Genomic DNA, 22,922 nt, shown 5'->3' with positions numbered 1-22,922 from the left:
GTTATTGAGAATCCCAAAGACCCCCTCTCTATGACTCTTACCGAATTGAAGTACATCGTGGCCGTTGCGCGGGAAAAGCACTTTGGCCGCGCCGCCGAAGCATGCTATGTGTCCCAGCCTACGCTGTCCGTGGCGATCAAGAAGCTGGAAGAAGAGCTGGATGTCAAGATTTTCGAGCGCAGTGCCGGCGAAGTCTCGGTGACCTCGCTGGGCGAGGAGATCGTGCGCCAGGCGCAAAGCGTGCTGGAGCAGGCCAACGAGATCAAGGAAATCGCCAAGCGCGGCAAGGACCCGCTTTCAGGCGTTCTGACCCTGGGCGTGATCTACACCATCGGCCCCTATCTGCTGCCCGATCTGGTGCGCAACTCCATCAATATGACGCCGCAGATGCCGCTGATGCTGCAGGAGAACTTCACCGTCAAGCTGCTGGAGATGCTGCGCACGGGCGAGATCGACTGCGCCATCATGGCCGAGCCCTTCCCGGATACCGGCCTGGCACTGGCGCCGCTGTACGACGAGCCCTTCATGGCCGCCGTGCCCAGCACCCACCCGCTGGCGCAGAAGAAGAGTCTGTCTACCACGGATCTCAAGAACGAGACCATGCTGCTGCTGGGTGCGGGTCACTGCTTCCGCGACCATGTGCTCGAGGTCTGCCCCGAATTCGCGCGCTATGCCAGCAACTCCGAAGGCATTCGCCGCACCTTCGAAGGCTCTTCGCTGGAAACCATCAAATACATGGTGGCAGCCGGCATGGGCGTGACCCTGGTGCCGCGACTGTCCGTGCCCGAGGATGCACTGGCTCCCATTGAGCGCCGTCGCCGCGCCGATGAGCCTCATATTCGCTATCTTCCGATTCATGAGGAAGACGGCATTGCGCCGCCCACCCGCCGTGTGGTGCTGGCCTGGCGGCGCAGCTTCACGCGCTATGAGGCGATTGCCGCGCTGCGCAATGCCGTATACGCCTGCCCGCTGCCGGGAGTGCAGCGCCTGTCGCAGTAAGCGTGGCTTTAGCGGCTCGAAGAAGGCGGGAGTCTGGATTCGTTAAACCTGAAAGGTGATTGCATGACCAAGCAAGGCAAGGACAAATCGCAGAAACAAAAGTCGGACGCCGCGTCGCAGGTGCCCGCAGGCATCCACATAGGCATCAGCGACGAGGATCGCGCCGCCATTGCCAAGGGGCTGTCGGCGCTGCTGGCCGACACCTATACGCTGTATCTGACCACGCACAACTTCCATTGGAACGTCACGGGGCCCATGTTCAACACGCTGCACACCATGTTCATGGCGCAGTACACCGAGCTGTGGAATGCCGTCGATCCCGTGGCCGAGCGCATCCGTGCACTGGGCCACCATGCGCCTGGCTCCTATGCACAGTTCGGCAAGCTCACCAGCCTGCCCGACGCACCGGCGCAGCCGCCCAAGGCCCTGGAGATGGTGCGCATTCTGGTGCAGGGCCACGAGGCCGTGGCGCGCACGGCCCGCCAGCTGTTTCCCCGTGCGGACAAGGCCGGCGACGAGCCTACTGCAGACCTGCTGACCCAGCGCCTGGCTGTGCATGAGCAGACCGCCTGGATGCTGCGCTCCCTGCTCGAGGAGTGAGCCGCACCCGGGCCGTGGTTCGCGCGGACTCTCCAAGCCCTGACGGGCCCGCCTCCAGAGGCCCGTCAGGGCTTTTTCGCTTTTGCTCCTGAAAGGAATGCCTGTGTTTTCTGCGGCGACTCCCGTGGTCCTGCTGGCGCAGTGGGTGGACAGCCATGCCATCTGGGTGCTGCTGCTGTTGCTGCTGCTCGCGGCCGGCATGCTGCGCTGGCGTGCGCAGGGCCGGGCCGCGTGGCTGTGGCAGGACCGCAGCGCGGATCTCAGGCCTGGCGGCAACTGGCTGCTGGTGGTGGCTGGGTTGGCTGGCGCTGTTCTGGCCCTGCTGGTCGTTGGCGTGCAGCAGTCCCAGTCCCTTCAGTCGCCGCAGGGGCTGATGGCCCTGGATCTGAAGCTGCAGCGCGCGGTGAGCGCAGGCCTGCCGCCCAGTCTGCAGCCCCTGGTGCAGGGCTGGACCATGCTAGGAGATTTGCGCGTCATGGGGCTGCTGAGCCTGGTCGTGGGCCTGTGGCTGCTGTGGCGGCGCCAGGGTCTGCAACTGCTGAGCTGGGTGGTGGCCGTGGCCGGTACGGGACTGTGGGTGCGTTTCATCAAGGGGACCTTGCAGCGTGCGCGTCCGCTGGACGGTCTGGTTCATGAGGCCGGCTTCAGCTTTCCCAGCGGCCATAGCGCGGGCACGGCTGCGATTTTCGGCATGCTGGCCTGGCTGGTTGCTCGCCGACTGCCGCCGCACTGGCGGCCCTGGGTCTTTGCGGTGGCGGCTCTGCTGGCCCTGAGCACAGGCTTGAGCCGCGTGCTGCTGTCCGTGCACCATGCCAGCGATGTGCTGGCGGGTCTGTGCCTGGGTCTGGGCTGGACGGCTCTGGTGCTCTGGTTGACAGACCGTGTCGAGCATGGGGGCGGCGCCCTCCGGGCGTTGCAGGCCGAGGCACAATTGCCGCTGCGCTGACCGCGGCCTGGGGCCCGGTCGTGATCCCCTGCCTTTCGGAACCCGTCTCATGTCCGCCTCCATCCCTGCTTCGCCGCGCTCCAAGCTGTCGCTGTATCTGGATCTGATCCGCTTCAACCGTCCCGCGGGCTGGCTGGTGCTGGTCTGGCCTACGCTGGTGGCTCTGTGGGTGGCCGGCCAGGGCTTTCCGGGCTGGCATCTGCTGGTGGTCTTTGTGCTGGGCACGGTGCTGATGCGCAGCGCGGGCTGCACCATCAACGATATTGCCGACCGCGACTTCGACAGGCATGTGAAACGCACCACTCAGCGCCCCATCACCAGCGGCCAGATCTCGGTCAGGGAAGCCGCCATGGTCGGCCTGGTGCTCGCGCTGGTCGCCTTCGGTCTGGTGCTGTCCACCCGCTGGGAGGCGGTGGCCTGGTCGGTGCCTGCCGTGCTGTTCACGATTCTCTACCCGTTCACCAAGCGCTTTTTTGCCATGCCTCAGGCCTTTCTGGGCATTGCCTTCAATTTCGGCATCGTGATTGCGTTTGCGGCGGTGACCGGTGAGGTCGGCACCACGGCCTGGACGCTGTGGCTGGCGAATATGTTTCTGGTGCTGGCCTATGACACCGAATACGCCATGGTGGACCGCGATGACGATCTCAAGATCGGCATGAAGACCTCGGCCATCACCCTGGGCCGTTTCGATGTCGCGGCCATCATGCTGTTCTTTGTCCTGTGCTGGGGTCTGATCGCCTGGGTGCTGGCTCCTTATCGGCTGGGCTGGCCCTTCTGGCTGGGCATGGGTGTGGCGGCGGCACAGATCGTCTGGCATTTCAGTCTGATCAAGGATCGCACGCGTGAAGGCTGCTTTGTCGCCTTCAGCAAGAGCCACTGGATTGGCGCCGCGATCTTTGCAGGCGTGGCGCTTGGGTTTGCTTTGAGATAGTCCTGTTCTGATAGCTTGAATCGATTGACTGACAAACGATTGAGGTCGGAAAGATTCAAAAAAACCGGCCGAGGCCGGTTTTTTTATTTGCCGAACTCGGCGGCCAGCTCCTGTGCGCGGATCTGGGCCTTGCGCATGGCCTCGATGAAGTGCTCGGGCAGCTTCTGCTCCTGCATATGGGTGATGGCCGCGTAGGTGGTGCCGCCCTTGCTGGTAACGCGCTGGCGCAGCACTTCGGCGCTTTCGCTGGAGCGTGCCGCCAGTTCCGAGCCGCCCGCAAACGTGGCCACGGCCAGCTTGTAGCTTTGTTCGGCGCTGAGGCCCATGTCGACGCCCGCCTGGGTCATGGCTTCGAGGAACAGGAATACATAGGCCGGGCCGGAGCCGGAGATGGCCGTCACGGCATCCAGATGCTCTTCCTTGTCCACCCAGATGAACTCGCCGGTGCTGCCGATCACAGTCTCGATCAGGGCCTTGCCCTGGGCATCGACCTCGGGGCGGGCGAACAGGCCCGTCATGCCCTTGCCCACCAGGGCCGGGGTATTGGGCATGGCGCGCACGATGCGGCTGGTGCCGGTCCAGGCAGCAATGCTGTTGGTGGTGATGCCGGCTGCAACGCTCAGATGCAGGGCGTTGCGGGCATGGCTGGCGACGGGAGCCGCCGCCTCCTTGAAGCTCTGGGGCTTGACGGCCCAGACCACCAGCTGGGCGTTTTGCAGGGCCTCGGTGGCGGCGGGCAGGGCGTCGATACCGAAGCTGCTCTTCAGCGTAGCGCGTGTGGCCTCAAAAGGCTCGACCACGGTGATGCTGCTGGCTGGAGCACCCTGACGGATCAGGCCGCCGATGATGGCACTGGCCATATTGCCGCCGCCGATGAAGGCAATGGGAGGGAAAACGGTGGTCGAGTGGTCAGTCTGGCTCATGATGGTTCGATTCGCTCTGCGATGCAGCAAGTTGGCAAGCCTGTGTTCGGATTCCAGGCGCAGAACGGCACTATAAACCTGCGCCGCAGCGGTCGCGCTCCTCGCTCAATGCGACGAACTGGGTGACTTCGGCGGGGTTGAAGTTGTTGTCGCTGACCAGCAGCAGCACGCGTCGGCCATCGGGCAGCCGCGGCCCCCAGCTCATTCCCTCCAGGTTGTCCACGGATCGCAGGCCGGCGTCGGCCAGGTCCAGCAGCAATTCCTTGTCTGCGGGGCGGTAGCTGCCCGGCACGAGTCGAGTCTGGCCCAGCGTATCGCTGCTTGCATCGGCATGGGTGCTGATGCGGTAGATGCGTGCACCAAAGCGCAGCGGTGGCGCAAAGGAGCGCTCCAGCACCAGCAGGTGCTCGGGGCCGTCGGCCAGTACATCGCTGATGCCGTTGATGGCACGGTGCTGCAGCCACAGGCCGGTGGGCAGGGCGTCGGGCAGATAGGCCATCTGGCGCACGGGCTGCTGCGTGTCCATGTCATAGGCGGTGATTCGCACCGGGCCGCCCGCTTGCCCTGCTGCGGGCAGGGGCCCGTCTTGCCTGAGCGCCGCCTCCATGGCCAGCCAGAGGGTGCGGCCATCCTGGCTCAGCGCCAGACCTTCGAGCGTGAAGTTGCTGCGCGGCCCCTCGGACTTGCTGGCCGGCAGGCGCAGCCCGGGTGGCAGCGGCCATTCGCGTTGCCAGCGCCCGTCCGTGCCTGATTGCAGCAGTTGCGGGCCGAAGCCGCGCGCAAAGTCGCCCTCGCTGCTCCACAGCAGAGACTGCCCTCCAGGCAGAAGCCGCAGTGCCTCTGCGTCGGGGGTCGCGATGCCGGGCCCAGGCTGGCGGCCGCTGGGGTAAGGGCGTCCTGTGGGGCTGAGCAGCGGCTGGGCACTCTGCATGGTGACCCGATGCAGGCCGCCGGCGTCGTACTCGATGCGCGCCGTGTAAAAGCGCGCCGGCCCGTGGGTGGAGCGGTCGTCGCTGACCAGGTAGTACAGATTGCTGCCCGCGTCGTAGTCGATCGAGGACAGCCCGCCCACGGTAGTGCCGGCAAACAGCTGGTCATGTGGCCAGCGGATCTCCCCCAGCAGCGACCAGGGGCGGGCCTGGGGCGTGCTGCAGATGCGGCTGGGTGCGAACGGCGCCGTCGTGCAGGCAGCGAGGCTGGCGCAGATCAGCGCGAGGCCCCAAAGCCGGAGCTGTCGTGGATTGTTCACATTTGTGCCTTGTACTTTTCGCCGATCGCTTTCTAAGATGCCAGCGGTTCCGTGCCGCGTGGGGCGGCTCGGACGACGCCCATCCGAAATAGGGAGCAATCATGGCATCCAATGTCAAAAAATGGTCGGCAGAGTTTCTGGGTACTTTCTGGTTGACCTTTGGCGGCTGCGGCAGCGCGGTGCTGGCAGCGGCCTTTCCCGAAGTGGGCATCGGCCTGCTGGGCGTGTCCTTTGCCTTCGGCCTGACGGTGCTGACGGGCGCCTATGCCTTCGGCCCGGTCTCCGGCGGCCACTTCAATCCTGCGGTGTCCGTCGGACTGGCGGTGGCGGGGCGCTTTCGCTTTGCCGAGCTGCCCGGCTACATCATTGCCCAGGTTCTCGGGGCCATCGCGGCGGCAGCCGTGCTGTACTTCATTGCCAGCGGCAAGGCCGGTGCCCAGGTGGCCGATCTGGCCACCAATGGCTATGGCGAGCACTCGCCGGGCAAGTTCAACATGGCGGCGGCGCTGGTGACCGAGGGGGTGCTGACCGCCGTGTTTCTGCTGGTGATCCTGGGCTCCACCACCAAGAAAGCCGCCGTGGGCTTTGCGGGCATGAGCATCGGTCTGTGCCTGACGCTGATCCATCTGATCTCCATCCCCGTGACCAATACCTCGGTCAACCCCGCCCGCAGCACCGGCCCGGCGCTGTTTGGGCCGGCCATCGCGCTGGAGCAGCTGTGGCTGTTCTGGCTGGCCCCCATCGTGGGTGCCATCATCGGCGCCGTGATCCACAAGGCGCTGCTGGGTGACGAAGACTGAGCGTGCAACGCGGCTGCTGCCCAAGCAGAAAGGGATGCCTTGTCATCCCTTTTTTGATGGCTTGGGCGCTTGCCTGGTCAGCGCCCAGTGCAGCGGCTTTACTGTGCCGTGGTCTGGCGCACGGCCTGTTCCCAGCGCTGCATCAGCTCGTCGGCGCGGTCCTTGCCCAGCGTGGGCAGGAAGCGGCGCTCGGCCTTCCACAAGGCCGACAGCTCCTCGGTGCTCTGATAGACGCCGCTGGACAGGCCGGCCAGATAGGCTGCACCCAGAGCCGTGGTTTCCACGCAGGCCGGGCGCACCACGGGAATGCCCAGCAGATCGGCCTGGAACTGCATCAGCAGATTGTTGACGCAGGCACCGCCGTCCACGCGCAGCTCGCTGACCGGCGTGCCGCCCGTGGCCACGGCGTCGCGGCTCATGGCGCCGAGCAGGGCTGCACTCTGGTAGGCAATGGATTCCAGGGCCGCACGGGCGATATGGGCCATCGTCGTGCCGCGCGTCAGACCGGTGATGGTGCCGCGCGCATCGGGCTTCCAGTAGGGGGCGCCCAGGCCGGTAAAGGCCGGCACCAGCATCACGCCGCCGCTGTCGGGCACGCTTTCGGCCAGTTGCTGGACCTGGCCGCTGTGTTCGATGGCCTGCAGGCCGTCGCGCAGCCACTGCACCACGGCACCGCCGACGAAGACGCTGCCTTCCAGCGCAAACTGGGGCTGGCTGCTTGCCTGGGCGGCCGAGGTGGTCAGCAGGCCGTTGCTCGAAGTCTGGAAGCTGCTGCCCGTATGCATGAGCATGAAGCAGCCCGTGCCGTAGGTGTTCTTGGCCATGCCCGCGTCGAAGCAGGCCTGGCCGAACAGCGCGCTTTGCTGATCGCCGGCCACGCCGCCGATATTGATGGAGCCGCCCAGCACTTCGTCGGCCGTCTGGCCGAAGTCGGCGGCCGAGGGAAGGACCTCGGGCATCAGGCACGCAGGGATATCGAGCAGGGCCAGCAGATCGGCATCCCATTGGTTGCTGTGCACATTGAACAGCATGGTGCGGCTGGCATTGCTCACATCGGTGACATGGCGCTTGCCGCCCGTCAGCTGCCAGATCAGCCAGCAATCCACCGTGCCGAAGGCCAGCTCGCCGGCCTGTGCTGCGGCGCGTGCGCCGGGCACGTTGTCCAGCAGCCATTTGAGCTTGGTGCCTGAAAAATAGGCATCGATGCGCAGACCGGTTTTCTGCAAAATGGCGTCGCTGTGACCGGCTTCGCGCAGCTGCACGCAGGTGGGTTCGGCGCGGCGGTCCTGCCAGACGATGCCATGGTGAATGGGGGCGCCGGTCTTGCGGTTCCAGACGATGGTGGTCTCGCGCTGGTTGGTAATGCCTACCGAGCGAATATCGCCAGCCTTGAGGCCCGCCTTGGCCAGCGCCTCCTTGGCGGTGCTCAGCTGGGTGCGCCAGATCTCGCGCGGGTCATGCTCCACCCAGCCCGGCTGTGGATAGATCTGCGGCAGCTCCAGCTGGGCCGAGGCAACGATGCGGCCTTGCGTGTCGAAGACGATGGAGCGGGAACTGGAGGTGCCCTGGTCCAGGGCGAGCAGATAGGTTGTCATGAGTTGTCCGAGGTTCAGAGGGGGAGCACAAAGCGCGCCATTTCGGCCTGCTCGCTCCAGCCCTGCCGGGAATAAAAGCCGCGCACATAGGAAGGGCGCTCGCGGTTGTTGACCAGCCAGATGCGTATGCAATGGCGCTCGCGCGCTGCCTGTGTGGCCGCGTCCAGCAGTTGCTGGCCCAGGCCTGCACCGCGCGCTGCCTCGGCGACAAACAGCTCGCTCACATAGGCTTCCCAGCCTTGCAGCACGGCGACCGGCAGCCAGTGCACGGCGCAGTAGCCGTGAATGTGCTGCTGGCTGTCTTGCGCCACCAGCATCAGAGAGCGCTCCGGCCCGGTCTGCAGCTCGTCCAGCAGTGCCTTCACGGCCTCGGTGTTCTGGGACGCGGAATGACTTTCGTAGGCCTTGAACCAGCCTATGTCATGCAGCAGCCCGGCAATGCCCGCGGCATCTTCGGGCAGCGCAGGACGGATCAGATAGGGGGCCGCGTTCATTGGGCGATGGTGCATTGCACCTCGGCATCCCGCAACAGGGCATCGAAGGGCGCGGAGGGTGGCACGTCGGTGAACAGGCGGTCGATCTGGTTCAGGCGGGCCAGCTCCACCATGGCCTGGCGGCTGAACTTGCTGTGGTCGGCGGCCAGCCAGACTTCGCGCGACTGGCCGATGATGGTCTGGGCCACCTTGACCTCGCGCAGGTCGAAGTCGCGCAGGCTGCCGTCCGATTCGATGGCCGAGATGCCGATCACGGCAATGTCCACCTTGAACTGGCGCATGAAGTCCACGGCCGCCTCGCCCACGATGCCGCGGTCGCGTGTGCGCACCACGCCGCCGGCGACGATGACTTCGCAATCGGCATTGCTGCTGAGGATGGCGGCGACATTGAGATTGTTGGTGATGACACGCAGACCTTTGTGCTGCAGCAGGGCCTGGGCCACCGCTTCGGTGGTAGTGCCGATGTTGAGAATCAGCGAGCAGCCGTTGGGAATGGCCTCTGCAATGGCGCGTGCAATGCGCATCTTGCCTTCGGCATGCAATACCTGGCGCTGGGTATGTGCCAGGTTCTCCACGGTGGCACTGGGCACGCGCACGCCGCCATGAAAGCGCACCAGCAGTCCGGCATCGGCCAGCTTCTGTATGTCGCGGCGCACGGTTTGCAGCGTGACACCGAGGATTTCGGCCAGTTGCTCTACCGAGGTGGATTGGCGGGCGCGGACTTCTTCGACAAGCTGCAACTGGCGGGGATTGCTGTTCATGACTGATGACTGGTTATATAGGTGCTATTGGCGCATGGACGGGCTGCAGATGAAGAGCTCTATAGGGGAGAGCGCCAGCCGCAGCGGGCAGTGCAGGGATTGTGAGCGAATCCAAACGAACCTCTAATAGGGTGATTTTCTATGGAATTGCCCGTTAAAAAACAAAAATGAATCCGCGTCGAGTCTGAAGTCTGACAGCAAGCTGCGGTTATATGTCATCGTGGTGAGTTGTTGCAGCAGTAACAATTGGCACGACAAGAAGAATGCAGTTCATGCATTGAGTGTGTGCAAGCGCGCCGATTGCCGATGTTGCGGCCTGGCCGGAGTGGCGCTGGAGCAGCGGTTTTGGCTTGAATCGCGCGAAAACGAATCGATATTCAGGGGTTGGCGCCCACAAAAAGCGAAAAAGAGCGAAAATATTCGATCTGAAATTTATTCTTCGTTGTGTGCGTCCCATCCGTGATGGTGGCGGCACGGCGATCACCGCAGAAGTCGTTCCATGAACCAGTCCACTCAACCCTTGGCTACAACGCGTGCACAACTGCTGGAGCGCCTGGCGCAGACCGAAAGCTTCGATCTGGCCATCGTGGGCGGCGGTGCCACGGGGCTGGGCGTGGCGGTGGATGCGGCGGCGCGCGGCTTCAAGGTCGTGCTGCTGGAGTCGCTGGACTTCGCCAAGGGCACTTCCTCGCGCGCCACCAAGCTGGTGCATGGCGGCGTGCGCTATCTGGCGCAGGGCAACATCTCCCTGGTGCGCGAGGCGCTGCACGAGCGCACCACGCTGCTGCACAACGCACCGCATCTGGCCCAGCCTCTGGCCTTTGTGATGCCCTCGTACAAGCTGCTGGATACGCCGTTCTACGGCATCGGCCTCAAGATGTATGACGCGCTGGCCGGCAAGGCCGGCCTGGGGGCTACTGAATTCCTCTCCAGCACCAAGACCGTGAAATACCTGCCGACCGTACAGCAAAAAGGTCTCAAGGGCGGGGTCAAGTACTGGGATGGCCAGTTTGACGATGCGCGTCTGGCGCTGGCGCTGGCGCGTACCGCAGCGGCCAAGGGCGCCTTGCTGATCAATTACTGCCCGGCGGAAAAGCTGATCTACGAGGGGCAGCAGATTGCCGGGCTGATCTGCCGCGATGCGGAATCGGGTCGCAACTTCACCGTGCGCGCCAAGTGCGTGGTCAATGCCACGGGGCCCTGGGTGGATCTGTTTCGCCAGCAGGATGCCGAGGCCCAGGGCAAGCCCGTCAAGCCCATGGTTGCGCCCAGCCAGGGGGTGCACGTGGTGGTGGACCGCGAGTTCCTGCCAACGGATCATGCGCTGCTGATCCCGAAGACGGCCGATGGCCGCGTGCTGTTTGCCGTGCCGTGGCTGGGCAAGGTGATTCTGGGAACCACCGACACGCCGCGTAACGACCTGGCGCGCGAACCCCTGCCTTTCCCCGAGGAGCTGGATTTCATTCTCGGCGAGGCCGGCAAGTATCTGAATCGACAGCCCACGCTGGCCGATGTGCGCAGCATGTGGGTGGGCCTGCGCCCGCTGGTCAAGCCGCAGGACGATGACGGCGAGAACACCAAGAAGATCAGCCGCGAGCACACGGTGATGTCCAGCAAGACCGGCCTGGTGACCGTCACCGGCGGCAAATGGACGACTTACCGGGCCATGTCCGAGGATGTGCTGGCCGAATGCTTCCAGATCGGCCGCCTGCCCGGTCGTCCTGCCGGGGTTACCGTGAACCTGCCGCTGGTGGGGGCGCCGGCCGAGGCGGCCGTCACGCACAGCATGAACCAGAGTCAGGGTCTGCACTCCTACGGCACGGATGCCGCTGCCGTGGCTGCGCTGCCTGGTGCGCAGAACTGGCTGATGGATGGTCTCTCGGAAGCCATGGTGCGCTTTGCCGCCCGCTTTGAATACGCGCGCACCGTCGAGGACATGCTGGCGCGCCGCAGTCGCCTGCTTTTCCTCGATGCCCGCAAGGCGGCCGAGATCGCGCCCCGCGTGGCGGCCATCCTGACCGAGGAGCTGGACCAGGACGTGCAACTCAACGACTTCCTGGCCCTGACCCGCCAATATCTGCCCGTCCAGGGCTGATCTGCGCGGCCGCCCTGCGGGGGCGTGGCGTATGGGCAACAGGCTGCGGTTCGCAGCTCTCTTGGAAATGTGAGCTGGCAGTGCTTGATGGCTGTTGATTTCAGGTAATTTATTGTTTGAAATCAATGTGCTAATTGCGCAGTATGCTATTGTTTTGGTTGCAAGTGCGAGGGCCTGTCTGCCAGGCTTTGCGCCAGTGAAATCAGTGCGGGTATTGCAGGCTAAACGCTTGACGCACAAAGGATTTCCTGCGACAATCTCCTGCTTCACGTTTAAAAGCGTGGAACTTTCTGCCCAGCGGGAAGCCCTCCGGAATGGTCCGGAAGGTGGACGACGGGCCCAAGACTGACCGGCTGCTTGATCAGCCCTTGAGAAGACTCTGGGGCTGTCGAGCGTTGCTGGAGCAAGTTGGGAATATTGAAATGATCCAAACAGAATCTCGGTTAGAGGTTGCCGACAACACCGGCGCGAAGTCTGTTCAGTGCATTAAGGTGCTGGGCGGTTCTCATCGTCGCTACGCAAGTGTTGGCGACATCATCAAGGTGAGCGTCAAGGAAGCAGCTCCTCGTGGTCGCGTCAAAAAAGGCGAGATCTACAGTGCTGTGGTGGTGCGCACCGCCAAGGGCATCCGTCGTGCAGACGGCTCGCTCGTGAAGTTCGACGGCAATGCCGCCGTGCTGCTGAACGCCAAGCTGGAGCCTATCGGCACCCGCATCTTTGGCCCCGTGACTCGTGAACTGCGTACCGAAAAGTTCATGAAGATCGTGTCGCTGGCCCCTGAAGTTCTCTAAAGGAATAGCACCATGAACAAGATTCGCAAGGGCGACGAAGTTATCGTGCTGACCGGCCGTGACAAGGGCAAGCGTGGCGTGGTTTCTCTGCGCAAGGATGACTCCCACGTGATCGTGGACGGTGTCAACCTGGTCAAGAAGCACACCAAGCCTAACCCCATGAAGGGCACCACCGGCGGTATCGTGGAAAAGGCCATGCCTATCCACCAATCCAACGTGGCTATCTTCAATGCAGCGACCGGCAAGGCCGATCGCGTGGGCATCAAGGTGAACGCCGACGGCACACGTGTTCGCGTGTTCAAGTCCAATGGCGCTGAAATCGCCGCCTAAGGAGTAACACATGGCACGACTGCAAAAACTCTATCGCGAAAAGATCGCGGCTGAACTGAAGGAAAAGTTCGGCTACACCTCCGCTATGGAAGTGCCCCGTCTGACCAAGATCACTCTGAACATGGGTGTGAGCGAAGCCGTGGCCGACAAGAAGGTGATGGACAACGCCGTGGCTGACCTGACCAAGATTGCTGGTCAGAAGCCTGTGGTGACCAAGGCCAAGAAGGCTATCGCTGGTTTCAAGATCCGCGAAGGCCAAGCTATCGGCTGCATGGTGACCCTGCGTGGCGTTCAGATGTACGAATTCCTGGACCGTTTCGTGACCGTGGCTCTGCCCCGCGTGCGTGACTTCCGTGGTATCTCGGGTCGTTCGTTCGACGGTCGCGGCAACTACAACGTTGGCGTCAAAGAACAAATCATCTTCCCCGAAATCGAGTACGACAAGGTGGACGCTCTGCGTGGTCTGAACATCAGCATCACGACAACAGCGAAGAACGACGAAGAGTGCAAGGCACTGCTCGCCGCTTTCAAATTCCCCTTCAAGAACTGAGGTGGCGCATGGCTAAAGTAGCAATGATTCAGCGCGAACTGAAGCGCGAAAAGCTGGCAGCCAAGTATGCTGCCAAGTATGCAGAACTGAAGGCAATCGCCGGCGACGTGAAGCGTTCCGACGAAGAGCGCGACGCCGCTCGCCTGGGTCTGCAGAAGCTGCCCCGTAACTCGAACCCCACTCGCCAGCGTAACCGTTGCGAGATCACTGGCCGTCCTCGCGGTACCTTCCGCCAATTCGGTCTGGGTCGTGCCAAGGTGCGTGAATTGGCCTTTGCTGGCGACATCCCCGGTGTCACCAAGGCCAGCTGGTAAGCAAGCAGGAGAGATTAAACATGAGCATGAGTGATCCCATCGCTGACTTGCTGACCCGCATCCGCAATGCACAACTGGTCTCCAAGGCCACTGTGTCGGCTCCTTCCTCCAAGGTGAAGGTTGCCATCGCACAAGTGCTGAAGGAAGAAGGCTATATCGACGGCTTCGAAGTGAAGTCCGAAGGTGGCAAGTCCGAACTCGAAATTACCCTGAAGTACTACGCCGGTCGCCCTGTGATCGAGCGTATCGAACGTGTGAGCCGTCCCGGCCTGCGCGTGTACAAGGGTCGTCACGCAATTCCTCAGGTCCAGAACGGCCTGGGTGTGGCCATCGTCACTACTCCCAAGGGCGTGATGACTGATCGCAAAGCACGTGCTGCCGGTATCGGCGGTGAAGTGCTGTGCTATGTGGCCTAACGGACATTAAGGAGAAATACTGAAATGTCTCGCGTAGCAAAAGCTATTGTGACCATCCCCGCAGGTGTGGATGTGTCCATCAACGCTGAAACCATCAAGGTCAAGGGCAAGGGCGGCGATCTGTCGCTGGCTCTGAACGGCCTGGTGACCATCGGCAACAACGACGGCAAGCTGTCCTTTGCTCCCGCCAACGATTCCCGTGAAGCTGACGCCCTGGCCGGTACCATCCGCCAGCTGGTCAACAACATGGTCAAGGGCGTGACTGAAGGCTTCGAGAAGAAGCTGACGCTGATTGGCGTGGGCTACAAGGCCGCTGCACAAGGTTCCAAGCTGAACCTGGCTGTGGGCTTCTCGCACCCCGTCAACTTCGAGATGCCCGCCGGCATCACTGTCGCTACCCCCACTCCGACTGAGATCGTGATCAAGGGTGCTGACCGTCAAGTGGTCGGTCAATTGGCTGCTGAGATCCGTGCCGTTCGTCCTCCCGAGCCTTACAAGGGCAAGGGCATTCGCTATGCGAATGAGAAGGTCGTGATCAAAGAGACCAAGAAGAAGTAAGGAGCTGCATGATGTTGAACAAGAAAGAGCAGCGTCTGCGCCGTGCCCGTCAGACTCGCATCCGCATTGCCCAGCAAGGCGTTGCACGTCTGAGCGTGAACCGCACCAATCTCCATATCTACGCCTCCGTGGTTTCGGAAGACGGCACTACCGTGCTGGCTTCGGCCTCCACTGCAGAAGTCGAAGTGCGTTCGCAACTCGGCGCCGCTGGCAAGGGTGGCAACGTGGCCGCCGCCACGCTGATCGGCAAGCGCATTGCTGAGAAGGCTAAGGCTGCTGGCGTTGAGAAAGTGGCTTTCGACCGCGCCGGTTTTGCATACCACGGCCGCGTGAAGGCTTTGGCAGAAGCCGCTCGCGAAGCGGGCCTGCAGTTCTAAGCGGAGCGGATACAAATGGCTAAATTTTCCCCCAAAGTGCAAGACGAAGGTCGTGACGACGGTCTGCGCGAAAAAATGATCGCGGTCAACCGCGTCACCAAGGTTGTGAAGGGCGGTCGTATTCTCGGCTTCGCTGCACTGACCGTGGTTGGCGACGGTGACGGTCGCGTTGGCATGGGTAAGGGCAAGTCCAAGGAAGTGCCTGCTGCCGTGCAAAAAGCGATGGAAGAATGCCGTCGCAACCTGATGAAGGTTGCACTCAAGAGCGGCACCATTCACCACTCGGTGAAGGGCCATCACGGCGCTGCCAAGGTCGAGCTGCACCCAGCTCCCAAGGGTACCGGCATCATTGCTGGCGGCCCTATGCGCGCTGTTTTTGAAGTGGTGGGTATCACCGATATCGTGGCCAAGAGCCACGGTTCGTCGAACCCCTACAACATGGTTCGCGCAACTTTCGACGCTTTGAAGAACTCCACGACCCCTGCGAACGTGGCAGCAAAGCGCGGCAAGTCGGTCGAAGACATCTTCACCGCCTGATCGGAGTCCAGCACATGACAACACAACAAACTGTCAAGATTCAGCTGGTTCGTAGCCCCATCGGCACCAAAGAGTCGCACCGTGCGACTGTGCGTGGCCTGGGTCTGCGCAAGCTGAACAGCGTCAGCGAACTGCAGGACACTCCTGAAGTGCGCGGCATGATTAACAAGATCGCCTACTTGGTGAAGGTTCTCTGAAAGGATTGATGATGGAACTCAATAGCATCAAGCCTGCAGACGGCGCCAAGCACGCCAAGCGTCGCGTGGGTCGCGGTATCGGTTCTGGTCTGGGTAAGACTGCCGGTCGCGGTCACAAGGGTCAGAAGTCGCGTTCGGGTGGCTACCACAAGGTGGGCTTCGAAGGCGGTCAAATGCCTCTGCAGCGTCGCCTGCCCAAGCGTGGCTTCAAGTCGCATCTGCTGAAGTTCAATGCAGAAGTGACCCTGTCCGAGCTGGATAAGCTCGGCCTGGCCGAAGTCGATCTGGCTGCTCTGAAGCAAGCCGGTCTGGTTGGCTCTATCGCTAAGGTGGTGAAGATCATCAAGAGCGGTGAACTGACTAAGGCTGTCAAGCTCAACGGTATCGGCGCTACCGCCGGTGCCAAGGCTGCCATCGAAGCTGCCGGTGGCAGCATCGCCTGATTAAAGTTCTGAAAGAAGACATCCGTGGCTACTAGCGCAGCTCAAATTGCAAAGACTGGAAAATTCGGCGACCTGCGTCGTCGTCTGGTTTTTCTGTTGCTTGCGCTGGTCGTATACCGCATCGGGGCGCATATCCCCGTTCCGGGCATCGACCCAGCGCAGCTGCAGCAGCTGTTCTCTGGCCAGCAGGGCGGCATTCTCAATCTGTTCAACATGTTCTCGGGTGGAGCGCTCTCGCGCTTCACAGTGTTCGCACTGGGGATCATGCCGTACATCTCGGCATCGATCATCATGCAGCTCATGACCTACGTGGTCCCGACATTCGAGCAGATGAAAAAGGAAGGTGAAGCGGGTCGTCGCAAGATTACCCAGTACACCCGCTACGGCACTCTGGGCCTGGCGCTGTTTCAGTCCTTGGGAATTGCTGTTGCCCTGGAAAGCTCCGCAGGCTTGGTTCTGAACCCTGGTTTTGGCTTCCGCATGACTGCGGTGGTCAGTCTCACGGCCGGTACCCTGTTCCTGATGTGGCTCGGTGAACAGATCACTGAACGTGGTCTGGGCAACGGTATCTCGATACTGATCTTTGGCGGTATCGCCGCAGGCCTGCCGAGTTCCATCGGCGGTCTGCTGGAGCTGGTGCGCACCGGTGCCATGAGCATTCTGGCGGCAATCTTCATTGTTCTCGTTGTGGCAGCCGTGACGTATTTCGTCGTGTATGTCGAACGAGGTCAACGCAAGATCTTGGTGAATTACGCACGCCGACAAGTCGGCAACAAGGTGTACGGTGGTCAGTCTTCGCACTTGCCACTGAAGCTGAACATGGCAGGTGTGATTCCTCCCATCTTCGCTTCGTCGATCATCTTGCTGCCCGCTACGGTGGTGAATTGGTTCAGTGCAGGAGAATCCATGCGCTGGCTGAAGGATATTGCGAGCACGTTGACCCCTGGTCAGCCAATCTATGTCATCCTTTATGCTGCCGCGATCATTTTCTTCTGCTTCTTCTATACGGCCCTGGTTTTCAACAGCCGGGAAACTGCCGACAACCTGAAGAAGAGTGGCGCTTTCATCCCCGGGATTCGTCCTGGCGAACAGACAGCCCGCTACATTGACAAGATTCTGGTTCGCCTGACCCTGGCTGGCGCGATCTACATTACCTTCGTGTGCTTGTTGCCCGAATTCCTGATCCTGAAGTACAACGTTCCGTTCTACTTCGGTGGTACATCGTTGCTGATCATCGTGGTCGTGACAATGGACTTCATGGCGCAAGTGCAGAACTACGTGATGTCGCAGCAATACGAGTCGCTCCTGAAAAAAGCGAACTTTAAGGCTGGTATTTGATGACAAGGCTGCCCGAGGGGGCAGCCTGCCAAAAGTTAGTAGACGCCCATCGATCTATCGCGGGCATTGTTTCCCGGTCGATAGGCCGATAGTGGATGGAAAGTTTTAGGAGAAAAGAATGAGAGTTTCGGCTTCGGTCAAGAAAATCTGCCGTAACTGCAAGATCATCCGCCGCAAAGGTGTTGTGCGCGTGATCTGCACTGACCAGCGCCACAAGCAGCGCCAAGGTTGATTGAAAGCATTAGAGGACTAATATGGCACGTATTGCTGGCATTAACATCCCGCCGCACAAGCATGCTGAAATCGGCCTGACTGCCATCTATGGCATCGGTCGCACTACAGCTCGCAAGATCTGCGAAGCATGCGGTATCGAGTATTCCAAGAAGGTCAAGGACCTGACGGACGCTGATCTGGAAAAGATCCGTGACTTCCTGAATCCCATGACTCTGGAAGGTGATCTGCGTCGCGAAACCACGATGAACATCAAGCGCTTGATGGACATCGGTTGCTACCGCGGTTTCCGTCATCGTCGCGGCCTGCCCATGCGCGGTCAACGTACCCGCACAAACGCCCGTACTCGCAAGGGTCCGCGCAAGGGTGCTGCGGCTCTGAAGAAATAAGAGATTGAAAGATCATTATGGCTAAGTCTCCCGCAAACAACGCAGCTGCTCGCGTTCGCAAGAAGGTCCGTAAGAATATTTCTGACGGCATCGCGCACGTGCACGCTTCGTTCAACAACACGATCATCACCATCACCGACCGTCAAGGCAACGCTCTGTCGTGGGCTTCGTCGGGTGGCCAGGGCTTCAAGGGTTCGCGTAAGTCGACTCCCTTTGCTGCTCAGGTTGCTTCGGAAGTGGCCGGTCGTGCTGCTATCGAACAGGGCATCAAGAACCTGGAAGTCGAAATCAAGGGTCCCGGTCCTGGCCGTGAATCCTCGGTTCGCGCCCTGGGTGCTCTGGGTATCCGCATCACTTCCATCTCGGACGTGACTCCGGTTCCCCACAACGGCTGCCGCCCTCAAAAGCGTCGTCGTATCTAATTTTTTATCAAGCCCACCGCCGCCCAGGTGCATTTGCATCGCGGGCGGCTCCCGTGTTTGCGCACGGTAGATGACACAAAGGAAATCAAGTGGCACGCTATATTGGCCCTAAGGCAAAACTCTCCCGCCGCGAAGGCACCGATCTGTTCCTGAAGAGCGCACGTCGCTCCATCGCAGACAAGGCAAAGTTCGACACCAAGCCTGGTCAGCATGGCCGCACTTCCGGTCAGCGCACTTCCGACTACGGTCTGCAACTGCGCGAAAAGCAGAAGGTCAAGCGCATGTACGGCGTGCTGGAGAAGCAATTCCGCCGCTACTTCGAAGCTGCTGACCGCAAGCGTGGCAACACTGGTGCCAACCTGCTGTCGCTGCTGGAATCGCGTCTGGACAACGTCGTGTACCGCATGGGCTTCGGCTCCACTCGCGCTGAAGCACGTCAGCTGGTGTCGCACAAGGCTATCACTGTGAACGGCCAGTCCGTGAACATTCCTTCTTTCTCCGTGAAGGAAGGCGACGTGGTTGCTCTGCGTGAAAAGTCCAAGAAGCAAGCTCGCGTGGTCGAGGCTCTGCAACTGGCTGCTCAAGTGGGCTTCCCCGCATGGGTTGAAGTGTCTGCTGACAAGGCAGAAGGTACTTTCAAGAAGTCTCCTGACCGCGATGAATTCGCAGCTGACATCAACGAATCCCTGATCGTTGAGTTGTACTCGCGTTAATCTTTAGCAGCGACATTTCTGTAAACCGTCCCCACGGCGCGAGGCATCGCGCCGTGGGTGCTTCACCAGCCTTACCGGTGTAACGAGCCGAGGGTATTGAGAGGAAGTCTGCATGCAAACGAATTTGCTGAAGCCCAAGACAATCAATGTCGAGCAACTTGGTCACAACCGTGCCAAGGTTGTTCTGGAGCCGTTTGAGCGTGGCTACGGTCATACGCTGGGCAATGCCCTGCGCCGTGTTCTGCTCTCCTCCATGGTGGGTTACGCAGCGACGGAAGTGACGATTGCTGGGGTGCTGCATGAGTACTCCTCCATCGACGGTGTCCAGGAAGATGTGACGAACATCCTGCTGAACCTCAAGGGTGTGGTGTTCAAGCTGCACAATCGTGACGAAGTCACCCTGAGCCTGCGCAAGGATGGCGAAGGTGTTGTCACTGCCCGTGACATTCAGACCCCCCACGACGTAGAAATCGTCAACCCTGATCATGTGATCGCCCATCTGTCGCAAGGCGGCAAGCTGGACATGCAGATCAAGGTGGAAAAGGGCCGCGGCTATGTGCCCGGCAACGTGCGCCGCTATGGTGACGAATCGACCAAGTCGATCGGCCGTATCGTGCTCGACGCCTCGTTCTCGCCCGTCAAGCGCGTGAGCTACGCTGTCGAATCCGCACGTGTGGAACAGCGTACCGATCTGGACAAGCTGGTTCTGGAAATCGAAACCAACGGTGCCATCACCGCTGAAGACGCAGTGCGCGCATCCGCCAAGATCCTGGTGGAGCAGCTGGCAGTGTTTGCCCAGCTCGACGGTGGCGATATCGCCAGCGTGTTCGACGCTCCTGCCGGTGGCCGCGGTGCTGCCACGTCGTTCGATCCCATCCTGCTGCGTCCTGTGGACGAGCTCGAGCTCACCGTGCGTTCTGCCAACTGCCTCAAGGCAGAGAACATCTACTACATCGGTGACCTCATCCAGCGTACCGAAAACGAGCTGCTCAAGACTCCCAACCTGGGTCGTAAGTCGCTCAACGAGATCAAGGAAGTTCTGGCTTCCCGCGGTCTGACTCTGGGCATGAAGCTTGAAAACTGGCCACCCGCTGGCCTGGAAAAGCGTTAATTGCTACAATAGAGGACTTTGCCGGAGTTGATCTGGCAAAGTCCAAGTGCCTCGGGCAGTACCTGATACGGCTGCCTGATTTAATTTAGAAAAGATCTCCGGATAAAAACGGGGAGCAAAGGAAAAGCACCATGCGTCACGGCAACGGCCTCCGCAAACTGAACCGCACTTCTGCACACCGCAAGGCAATGCTGCAGAACATGATGAACTCGCTGATCGAGCACGAAGCAATCAAGACCACGGTCCCCAAGGCCAAGGAACTGCGTCGCGTGATCGAGCCCATGATCACTCTGGCCAAGGTTGATACCGTGGCTAACCGCCGTCTGGCTTTCGACCGTCTGCGCGACCGCGACAGCGTGACCAAGCTGTTCAACGTGCTGGGTCCCCGCAACGCTCAGCGTCCCGGTGGCTACACACGTATCCTGAAGATGGGCTTCCGCGTGGGCGACAATGCTCCCATGGCCTATGTGGAGCTGGTCGAGCGCGCTGAAGAAGCCGCTGCAGCAGCTGAATAAGCCAGGGCAGGCTGCAAAGCCTGCTATAATTTGGAAATACCGCGCGATGGAGCAGTCTGGTAGCTCGTTGGGCTCATAACCCAAAGGTCGGAGGTTCAAATCCTTCTCGCGCAACCAAATTGAAAAAGGTCACGACAATGTCGTGACCTTTTTTTGTCCATTTTCTCCATGGGCCAGAAGGCAGCATCCGCCTTAGCTCGTCATACCCCTGACTGCGTGCCTGAGCGGCGGCGCAGGTGCTCGCGTACGCGGTCGGCGATCACCTGGGCGATTTCCGGGCTCAGCACCTCGCTGATATGCAGTACCTCGGTGTAGTGCAGATAGAGAAGGCCGCGCAAGGTCCTGAATGCCGTCTCATGTTCGGCACCGCAGATGCCGGCATCGTTGGCCAGCACGCGTTCGACAGCACCGGGGCCGAGCAGCCGGATCTTGCAGATGGCTGCCTGATGCAGGATCTCCAGGTCTATTTCCTCAAGGCGGTTTTCCCATTCATCGGGCAAGAATCGATTCGCTGGCATGTAGGGTGGCTCTCCTGCTCAATCCATGGACGTCTGTCCCAGACCCGGATGCTGGCATACCCCGAGTCCGGCCGTTGATTTTGCTTCTACAAGTCTTGATGCTTATCAAATGTCGATAAGGTGAACGTCGGCCTGGGGTCGACGCTGTGCGGCACTGCATCATGATGCCAGTCTGCGACCTGACCACCAATGCCCGTCCGTGTCTCCTGGATTTCTCCGAGCTGAGGTATGGTGTCTCGATGCGCTGCAGGTAAAGAAAAGGACTTGTATGTTCGAGAAAATCGTCTCGATGTTCCGCTACCTCAAATCGGCCGTGCCGTTTCGGCTGGTGCCTGCATTGATTGCCACCCTGGTGCTGATCGGTCTGCTGCTGACGCCGGTGCCGGCTGGGCTGGATGCCAAGGCATGGCAGCTGGTGGCCATCTTTCTGACAACCATCGTGGCGATTATCCTCAAGGTCATGCCCATAGGCGTGATGGCTCTGATGGCGATTGTCATCGTGTCGCTGTCCCAGGTGACCTCCAGTTCCTCCAAGGGGGCGATCACGGATGCGCTGAGCAGCTTTGCGAACCCCTTGATCTGGCTGATCGTGGTGGCTGTTCTGATCTCGCGCGGCCTCAAGAAAACGGGGCTCGGCAACCGCATCGGGTTGCTGTTCATTGCGCTGATGGGAAAGCGCACCATAGGCATAGGCTACGGACTTGCGATCTGTGAGCTGGTGCTGGCCCCGTTCACGCCCAGCAACACGGCACGCGGCGGCGGTATCGTGCATCCGATCATGAAGTCCATTGCCAACGCCTTCGAATCGGACCCGGCCAAGGGTACACAGGGCAAGGTCGGGACCTATCTGGCGCTGGTCAACTACCATTCCAATCCGATCACTTCGGCCATGTTCCTGACCGCAACGGCGCCCAATCCTCTGGTCGTGGACCTGGTGGCCAAGGCCACGGGTCAGTCCCTGCATCTGAGTTGGACAAGCTGGGCGCTGTACATGCTGCTGCCAGGCCTGCTGTGTCTGCTGCTGATGCCGCTGGCGGTCTATCTGCTGTCGCCTCCCGAGCTCAAGGCCACGCCCAATGCCGTGGAGTACGCTCGTGCCGAGATGGCCCGCATGGGCCCGCTGTCGGGCAAGGAGCGTGTCATGCTGGGAACCTTCGGCATGATGCTGCTGCTGTGGGCCAATGTGCCGCAGATGCTCTTCGGTCCGGCCTTTACGCTGGACCCGACCGTGGTGGCGTTTCTCGGTTTGTTCGCCCTGATCATCACGGGCACCATCGACTGGGATGACGTGCTGTCCGAGAAAAGTGCCTGGGACACCCTGATCTGGTTCGGTGCCCTGGTCATGCTGGCCGAGCAGCTCAACAAGCTAGGGGTGGTCGCCTGGTTTGCCGATGGCCTGAAGAATGCCATCGTCGCCAGCGGCCTGGACTGGCTGCCTGTGGCTGCCATTCTGGTGGGCGTCTTCGTCTTCTCGCACTATCTGTTTGCCAGCACCACCGCCCATATCAGCGCCATGATGCTGGCTTTTCTGACCGTGGGTGCGCAACTGATCCCTGCCGACTATGTCGTGCCCTTCATGCTGATGATGACGGCCGGCTCGGCCATCATGATGACGCTGACGCACTACGCGACCGGAACATCGCCCATCATCTTCGGCAGCGGCTATGTGACTTTGGGTGTCTGGTGGCGCGTAGGTGCTGCCATGTGCGTGCTGGAGCTGCTGATCTTCGCTGTCGTCGGCGCTGCCTGGTGGAAGCTGCTGGGGTTGTGGTGACTACG

The 22,922-nt window shown here is 61.1% G+C and carries 30 protein-coding genes and 1 tRNA gene; 25 read left to right on the top strand and 6 right to left on the bottom strand.

Annotation, left to right across the window (positions count from 1 at the left end):
- Positions 1 to 30: 30 nt before the first annotated feature.
- The 4 genes from F0P97_RS25540 (at position 31) to ubiA (ending at position 3,476) form a co-directional block, all read left to right on the top strand.
- A complete protein-coding gene (locus tag F0P97_RS25540; RefSeq protein WP_003050465.1) occupies positions 31 to 999 on the top strand; it encodes a LysR substrate-binding domain-containing protein in 969 nt (322 codons plus the stop codon).
- Between the two features lie 63 nt (positions 1,000 to 1,062).
- Positions 1,063 to 1,599, top strand: a complete 537-nt coding sequence (locus F0P97_RS25535; RefSeq protein WP_232538058.1) for a Dps family protein — start codon at positions 1,063 to 1,065, stop codon at positions 1,597 to 1,599.
- A gap of 97 nt (positions 1,600 to 1,696) precedes the next feature.
- Positions 1,697 to 2,545, top strand: coding sequence for a phosphatase PAP2 family protein (locus tag F0P97_RS25530; RefSeq protein ID WP_182284851.1), 849 nt, complete (start codon positions 1,697 to 1,699; stop codon positions 2,543 to 2,545).
- 49 nt (positions 2,546 to 2,594) lie between these two features.
- Positions 2,595 to 3,476 carry a 4-hydroxybenzoate octaprenyltransferase gene (gene ubiA, locus F0P97_RS25525; RefSeq protein ID WP_182284850.1) on the top strand — a complete coding sequence of 294 codons (882 nt, stop codon included), beginning with the start codon at positions 2,595 to 2,597 and terminating at the stop codon, positions 3,474 to 3,476.
- 83 nt (positions 3,477 to 3,559) lie between these two features.
- Here the strand turns inward: ubiA and proC are convergent, their stop codons facing one another.
- Complete coding sequence (gene proC / locus F0P97_RS25520) at positions 3,560 to 4,399, bottom strand: pyrroline-5-carboxylate reductase (RefSeq protein WP_182284849.1); 840 nt, start codon at positions 4,397 to 4,399, stop codon at positions 3,560 to 3,562.
- A gap of 70 nt (positions 4,400 to 4,469) precedes the next feature.
- Entirely contained in the window at positions 4,470 to 5,648 is a 1,179-nt protein-coding gene (locus tag F0P97_RS25515) for an esterase-like activity of phytase family protein (RefSeq protein ID WP_182284848.1), read from the bottom strand.
- Between the two features lie 101 nt (positions 5,649 to 5,749).
- On the opposite strand from F0P97_RS25515, the gene aqpZ reads away from it, so the two are divergent.
- Positions 5,750 to 6,448, top strand: coding sequence for an aquaporin Z (gene aqpZ, locus F0P97_RS25510; RefSeq protein WP_182284847.1), 699 nt, complete (start codon positions 5,750 to 5,752; stop codon positions 6,446 to 6,448).
- Positions 6,449 to 6,546: 98 nt separating this feature from the next.
- Here aqpZ and glpK read toward each other — a convergent pair whose 3' ends face one another.
- Genes glpK through F0P97_RS25495 form a run of 3 tightly spaced genes read right to left on the bottom strand, consistent with a single transcriptional unit; the run spans position 6,547 to position 9,298 of the window.
- The gene (glpK, locus tag F0P97_RS25505) at positions 6,547 to 8,043 is read right to left on the bottom strand and encodes a glycerol kinase GlpK (protein ID WP_182284846.1); all 1,497 of its coding nucleotides are present in this window, start codon (positions 8,041 to 8,043) and stop codon (positions 6,547 to 6,549) included.
- A 14-nt stretch (positions 8,044 to 8,057) separates the two neighbouring features.
- On the bottom strand, positions 8,058 to 8,552 hold the full coding sequence (locus tag F0P97_RS25500) for a GNAT family N-acetyltransferase (RefSeq protein ID WP_232538057.1): 495 nt from the start codon (positions 8,550 to 8,552) through the stop codon (positions 8,058 to 8,060).
- Entirely contained in the window at positions 8,534 to 9,298 is a 765-nt protein-coding gene (locus F0P97_RS25495) for a DeoR/GlpR family DNA-binding transcription regulator (protein WP_034373828.1), read from the bottom strand. The genes F0P97_RS25500 and F0P97_RS25495 overlap by 19 nt, the downstream gene beginning before the upstream one ends.
- Before the next feature lie 499 nt (positions 9,299 to 9,797).
- Between F0P97_RS25495 and F0P97_RS25490 the strand changes: the two genes are divergently transcribed.
- From F0P97_RS25490 to F0P97_RS25400, 19 genes are all read left to right on the top strand, one after another.
- Complete coding sequence (locus F0P97_RS25490) at positions 9,798 to 11,393, top strand: glycerol-3-phosphate dehydrogenase/oxidase (protein ID WP_182284844.1); 1,596 nt, start codon at positions 9,798 to 9,800, stop codon at positions 11,391 to 11,393.
- 422 nt (positions 11,394 to 11,815) lie between these two features.
- Complete coding sequence (gene rplN / locus F0P97_RS25485; RefSeq protein WP_003050500.1) at positions 11,816 to 12,184, top strand: 50S ribosomal protein L14; 369 nt, start codon at positions 11,816 to 11,818, stop codon at positions 12,182 to 12,184.
- Between the two features lie 12 nt (positions 12,185 to 12,196).
- Positions 12,197 to 12,514 (top strand): 50S ribosomal protein L24, encoded by a 318-nt coding sequence (gene rplX / locus F0P97_RS25480; RefSeq protein WP_003068411.1) that lies wholly within the window; start codon positions 12,197 to 12,199, stop codon positions 12,512 to 12,514.
- Between the two features lie 10 nt (positions 12,515 to 12,524).
- Positions 12,525 to 13,064, top strand: coding sequence for a 50S ribosomal protein L5 (gene rplE, locus F0P97_RS25475; protein ID WP_003050507.1), 540 nt, complete (start codon positions 12,525 to 12,527; stop codon positions 13,062 to 13,064).
- Between the two features lie 8 nt (positions 13,065 to 13,072).
- A complete protein-coding gene (rpsN, locus tag F0P97_RS25470; protein WP_003050509.1) occupies positions 13,073 to 13,378 on the top strand; it encodes a 30S ribosomal protein S14 in 306 nt (101 codons plus the stop codon).
- Positions 13,379 to 13,398: 20 nt separating this feature from the next.
- On the top strand, positions 13,399 to 13,794 hold the full coding sequence (rpsH, locus tag F0P97_RS25465; RefSeq protein WP_003050510.1) for a 30S ribosomal protein S8: 396 nt from the start codon (positions 13,399 to 13,401) through the stop codon (positions 13,792 to 13,794).
- Between the two features lie 24 nt (positions 13,795 to 13,818).
- A complete protein-coding gene (rplF, locus tag F0P97_RS25460) occupies positions 13,819 to 14,352 on the top strand; it encodes a 50S ribosomal protein L6 (protein ID WP_003068417.1) in 534 nt (177 codons plus the stop codon).
- 11 nt (positions 14,353 to 14,363) lie between these two features.
- A complete protein-coding gene (gene rplR / locus F0P97_RS25455) occupies positions 14,364 to 14,729 on the top strand; it encodes a 50S ribosomal protein L18 (protein ID WP_003050513.1) in 366 nt (121 codons plus the stop codon).
- Positions 14,730 to 14,744: 15 nt separating this feature from the next.
- A complete protein-coding gene (rpsE, locus tag F0P97_RS25450) occupies positions 14,745 to 15,266 on the top strand; it encodes a 30S ribosomal protein S5 (protein ID WP_003050515.1) in 522 nt (173 codons plus the stop codon).
- Between the two features lie 14 nt (positions 15,267 to 15,280).
- Entirely contained in the window at positions 15,281 to 15,463 is a 183-nt protein-coding gene (rpmD, locus tag F0P97_RS25445; RefSeq protein WP_003050517.1) for a 50S ribosomal protein L30, read from the top strand.
- Positions 15,464 to 15,474: 11 nt separating this feature from the next.
- The gene (gene rplO, locus F0P97_RS25440) at positions 15,475 to 15,906 is read left to right on the top strand and encodes a 50S ribosomal protein L15 (RefSeq protein WP_003050519.1); all 432 of its coding nucleotides are present in this window, start codon (positions 15,475 to 15,477) and stop codon (positions 15,904 to 15,906) included.
- A 24-nt stretch (positions 15,907 to 15,930) separates the two neighbouring features.
- A complete protein-coding gene (gene secY / locus F0P97_RS25435; protein ID WP_003050520.1) occupies positions 15,931 to 17,244 on the top strand; it encodes a preprotein translocase subunit SecY in 1,314 nt (437 codons plus the stop codon).
- 118 nt (positions 17,245 to 17,362) lie between these two features.
- Complete coding sequence (gene rpmJ, locus F0P97_RS25430; RefSeq protein ID WP_003050535.1) at positions 17,363 to 17,476, top strand: 50S ribosomal protein L36; 114 nt, start codon at positions 17,363 to 17,365, stop codon at positions 17,474 to 17,476.
- 22 nt (positions 17,477 to 17,498) lie between these two features.
- Complete coding sequence (rpsM, locus tag F0P97_RS25425) at positions 17,499 to 17,864, top strand: 30S ribosomal protein S13 (RefSeq protein WP_003068424.1); 366 nt, start codon at positions 17,499 to 17,501, stop codon at positions 17,862 to 17,864.
- A gap of 17 nt (positions 17,865 to 17,881) precedes the next feature.
- The gene (rpsK, locus tag F0P97_RS25420; RefSeq protein WP_003050538.1) at positions 17,882 to 18,286 is read left to right on the top strand and encodes a 30S ribosomal protein S11; all 405 of its coding nucleotides are present in this window, start codon (positions 17,882 to 17,884) and stop codon (positions 18,284 to 18,286) included.
- A gap of 89 nt (positions 18,287 to 18,375) precedes the next feature.
- Entirely contained in the window at positions 18,376 to 18,999 is a 624-nt protein-coding gene (rpsD, locus tag F0P97_RS25415; protein ID WP_003068426.1) for a 30S ribosomal protein S4, read from the top strand.
- A gap of 112 nt (positions 19,000 to 19,111) precedes the next feature.
- Positions 19,112 to 20,110: a DNA-directed RNA polymerase subunit alpha gene (locus tag F0P97_RS25410; protein ID WP_003050542.1), complete on the top strand. Its 999-nt coding sequence runs from the start codon at positions 19,112 to 19,114 to the stop codon at positions 20,108 to 20,110.
- A gap of 131 nt (positions 20,111 to 20,241) precedes the next feature.
- On the top strand, positions 20,242 to 20,625 hold the full coding sequence (rplQ, locus tag F0P97_RS25405) for a 50S ribosomal protein L17 (RefSeq protein ID WP_003050544.1): 384 nt from the start codon (positions 20,242 to 20,244) through the stop codon (positions 20,623 to 20,625).
- A 40-nt stretch (positions 20,626 to 20,665) separates the two neighbouring features.
- Positions 20,666 to 20,742 (top strand) — tRNA-Met (locus F0P97_RS25400).
- A gap of 83 nt (positions 20,743 to 20,825) precedes the next feature.
- Here the strand turns inward: F0P97_RS25400 and F0P97_RS25395 are convergent.
- Positions 20,826 to 21,143 (bottom strand): hypothetical protein, encoded by a 318-nt coding sequence (locus tag F0P97_RS25395; RefSeq protein ID WP_182284843.1) that lies wholly within the window; start codon positions 21,141 to 21,143, stop codon positions 20,826 to 20,828.
- A gap of 268 nt (positions 21,144 to 21,411) precedes the next feature.
- Here F0P97_RS25395 and F0P97_RS25390 point away from each other — a divergent pair, with 268 nt between their 5' ends.
- On the top strand, positions 21,412 to 22,917 hold the full coding sequence (locus F0P97_RS25390; protein WP_182284842.1) for a DASS family sodium-coupled anion symporter: 1,506 nt from the start codon (positions 21,412 to 21,414) through the stop codon (positions 22,915 to 22,917).
- The last annotated feature ends 5 nt before the right edge of the window (positions 22,918 to 22,922 follow it).

Source organism: Comamonas testosteroni (assembly GCF_014076415.1).
GTDB classification, from domain to species: domain Bacteria; phylum Pseudomonadota; class Gammaproteobacteria; order Burkholderiales; family Burkholderiaceae_C; genus Comamonas; species Comamonas testosteroni_F.
Note: the sequence above shows the minus strand (reverse complement) of the source record. Positions and strands in the feature narration are given on the sequence as shown.

Coding starts and splice junctions, on each gene's coding strand:
- rplN (WP_003050500.1), top strand. CDS start 11,816: ATGATCCAAACAGAATCTCGGTTAGAGGTTGCCGACAACACCGGCGCG.
- rplR (WP_003050513.1), top strand. CDS start 14,364: ATGTTGAACAAGAAAGAGCAGCGTCTGCGCCGTGCCCGTCAGACTCGC.
- rplQ (WP_003050544.1), top strand. CDS start 20,242: ATGCGTCACGGCAACGGCCTCCGCAAACTGAACCGCACTTCTGCACAC.
- F0P97_RS25390 (WP_182284842.1), top strand. CDS start 21,412: ATGTTCGAGAAAATCGTCTCGATGTTCCGCTACCTCAAATCGGCCGTG.
- F0P97_RS25535 (WP_232538058.1), top strand. CDS start 1,063: ATGACCAAGCAAGGCAAGGACAAATCGCAGAAACAAAAGTCGGACGCC.
- rpsM (WP_003068424.1), top strand. CDS start 17,499: ATGGCACGTATTGCTGGCATTAACATCCCGCCGCACAAGCATGCTGAA.
- F0P97_RS25395 (WP_182284843.1), bottom strand. CDS start 21,143: ATGCCAGCGAATCGATTCTTGCCCGATGAATGGGAAAACCGCCTTGAG.
- glpK (WP_182284846.1), bottom strand. CDS start 8,043: ATGACAACCTATCTGCTCGCCCTGGACCAGGGCACCTCCAGTTCCCGC.
- rplO (WP_003050519.1), top strand. CDS start 15,475: ATGGAACTCAATAGCATCAAGCCTGCAGACGGCGCCAAGCACGCCAAG.
- rpsN (WP_003050509.1), top strand. CDS start 13,073: ATGGCTAAAGTAGCAATGATTCAGCGCGAACTGAAGCGCGAAAAGCTG.
- F0P97_RS25495 (WP_034373828.1), bottom strand. CDS start 9,298: ATGAACAGCAATCCCCGCCAGTTGCAGCTTGTCGAAGAAGTCCGCGCC.
- rpmJ (WP_003050535.1), top strand. CDS start 17,363: ATGAGAGTTTCGGCTTCGGTCAAGAAAATCTGCCGTAACTGCAAGATC.
- rplE (WP_003050507.1), top strand. CDS start 12,525: ATGGCACGACTGCAAAAACTCTATCGCGAAAAGATCGCGGCTGAACTG.
- F0P97_RS25410 (WP_003050542.1), top strand. CDS start 19,112: ATGCAAACGAATTTGCTGAAGCCCAAGACAATCAATGTCGAGCAACTT.
- rplF (WP_003068417.1), top strand. CDS start 13,819: ATGTCTCGCGTAGCAAAAGCTATTGTGACCATCCCCGCAGGTGTGGAT.
- F0P97_RS25500 (WP_232538057.1), bottom strand. CDS start 8,552: ATGCACCATCGCCCAATGAACGCGGCCCCCTATCTGATCCGTCCTGCG.
- F0P97_RS25540 (WP_003050465.1), top strand. CDS start 31: ATGACTCTTACCGAATTGAAGTACATCGTGGCCGTTGCGCGGGAAAAG.
- rpsH (WP_003050510.1), top strand. CDS start 13,399: ATGAGCATGAGTGATCCCATCGCTGACTTGCTGACCCGCATCCGCAAT.
- aqpZ (WP_182284847.1), top strand. CDS start 5,750: ATGGCATCCAATGTCAAAAAATGGTCGGCAGAGTTTCTGGGTACTTTC.
- proC (WP_182284849.1), bottom strand. CDS start 4,399: ATGAGCCAGACTGACCACTCGACCACCGTTTTCCCTCCCATTGCCTTC.
- rpsE (WP_003050515.1), top strand. CDS start 14,745: ATGGCTAAATTTTCCCCCAAAGTGCAAGACGAAGGTCGTGACGACGGT.
- F0P97_RS25490 (WP_182284844.1), top strand. CDS start 9,798: ATGAACCAGTCCACTCAACCCTTGGCTACAACGCGTGCACAACTGCTG.
- rpmD (WP_003050517.1), top strand. CDS start 15,281: ATGACAACACAACAAACTGTCAAGATTCAGCTGGTTCGTAGCCCCATC.
- rplX (WP_003068411.1), top strand. CDS start 12,197: ATGAACAAGATTCGCAAGGGCGACGAAGTTATCGTGCTGACCGGCCGT.
- F0P97_RS25530 (WP_182284851.1), top strand. CDS start 1,697: ATGCCTGTGTTTTCTGCGGCGACTCCCGTGGTCCTGCTGGCGCAGTGG.
- ubiA (WP_182284850.1), top strand. CDS start 2,595: ATGTCCGCCTCCATCCCTGCTTCGCCGCGCTCCAAGCTGTCGCTGTAT.
- rpsK (WP_003050538.1), top strand. CDS start 17,882: ATGGCTAAGTCTCCCGCAAACAACGCAGCTGCTCGCGTTCGCAAGAAG.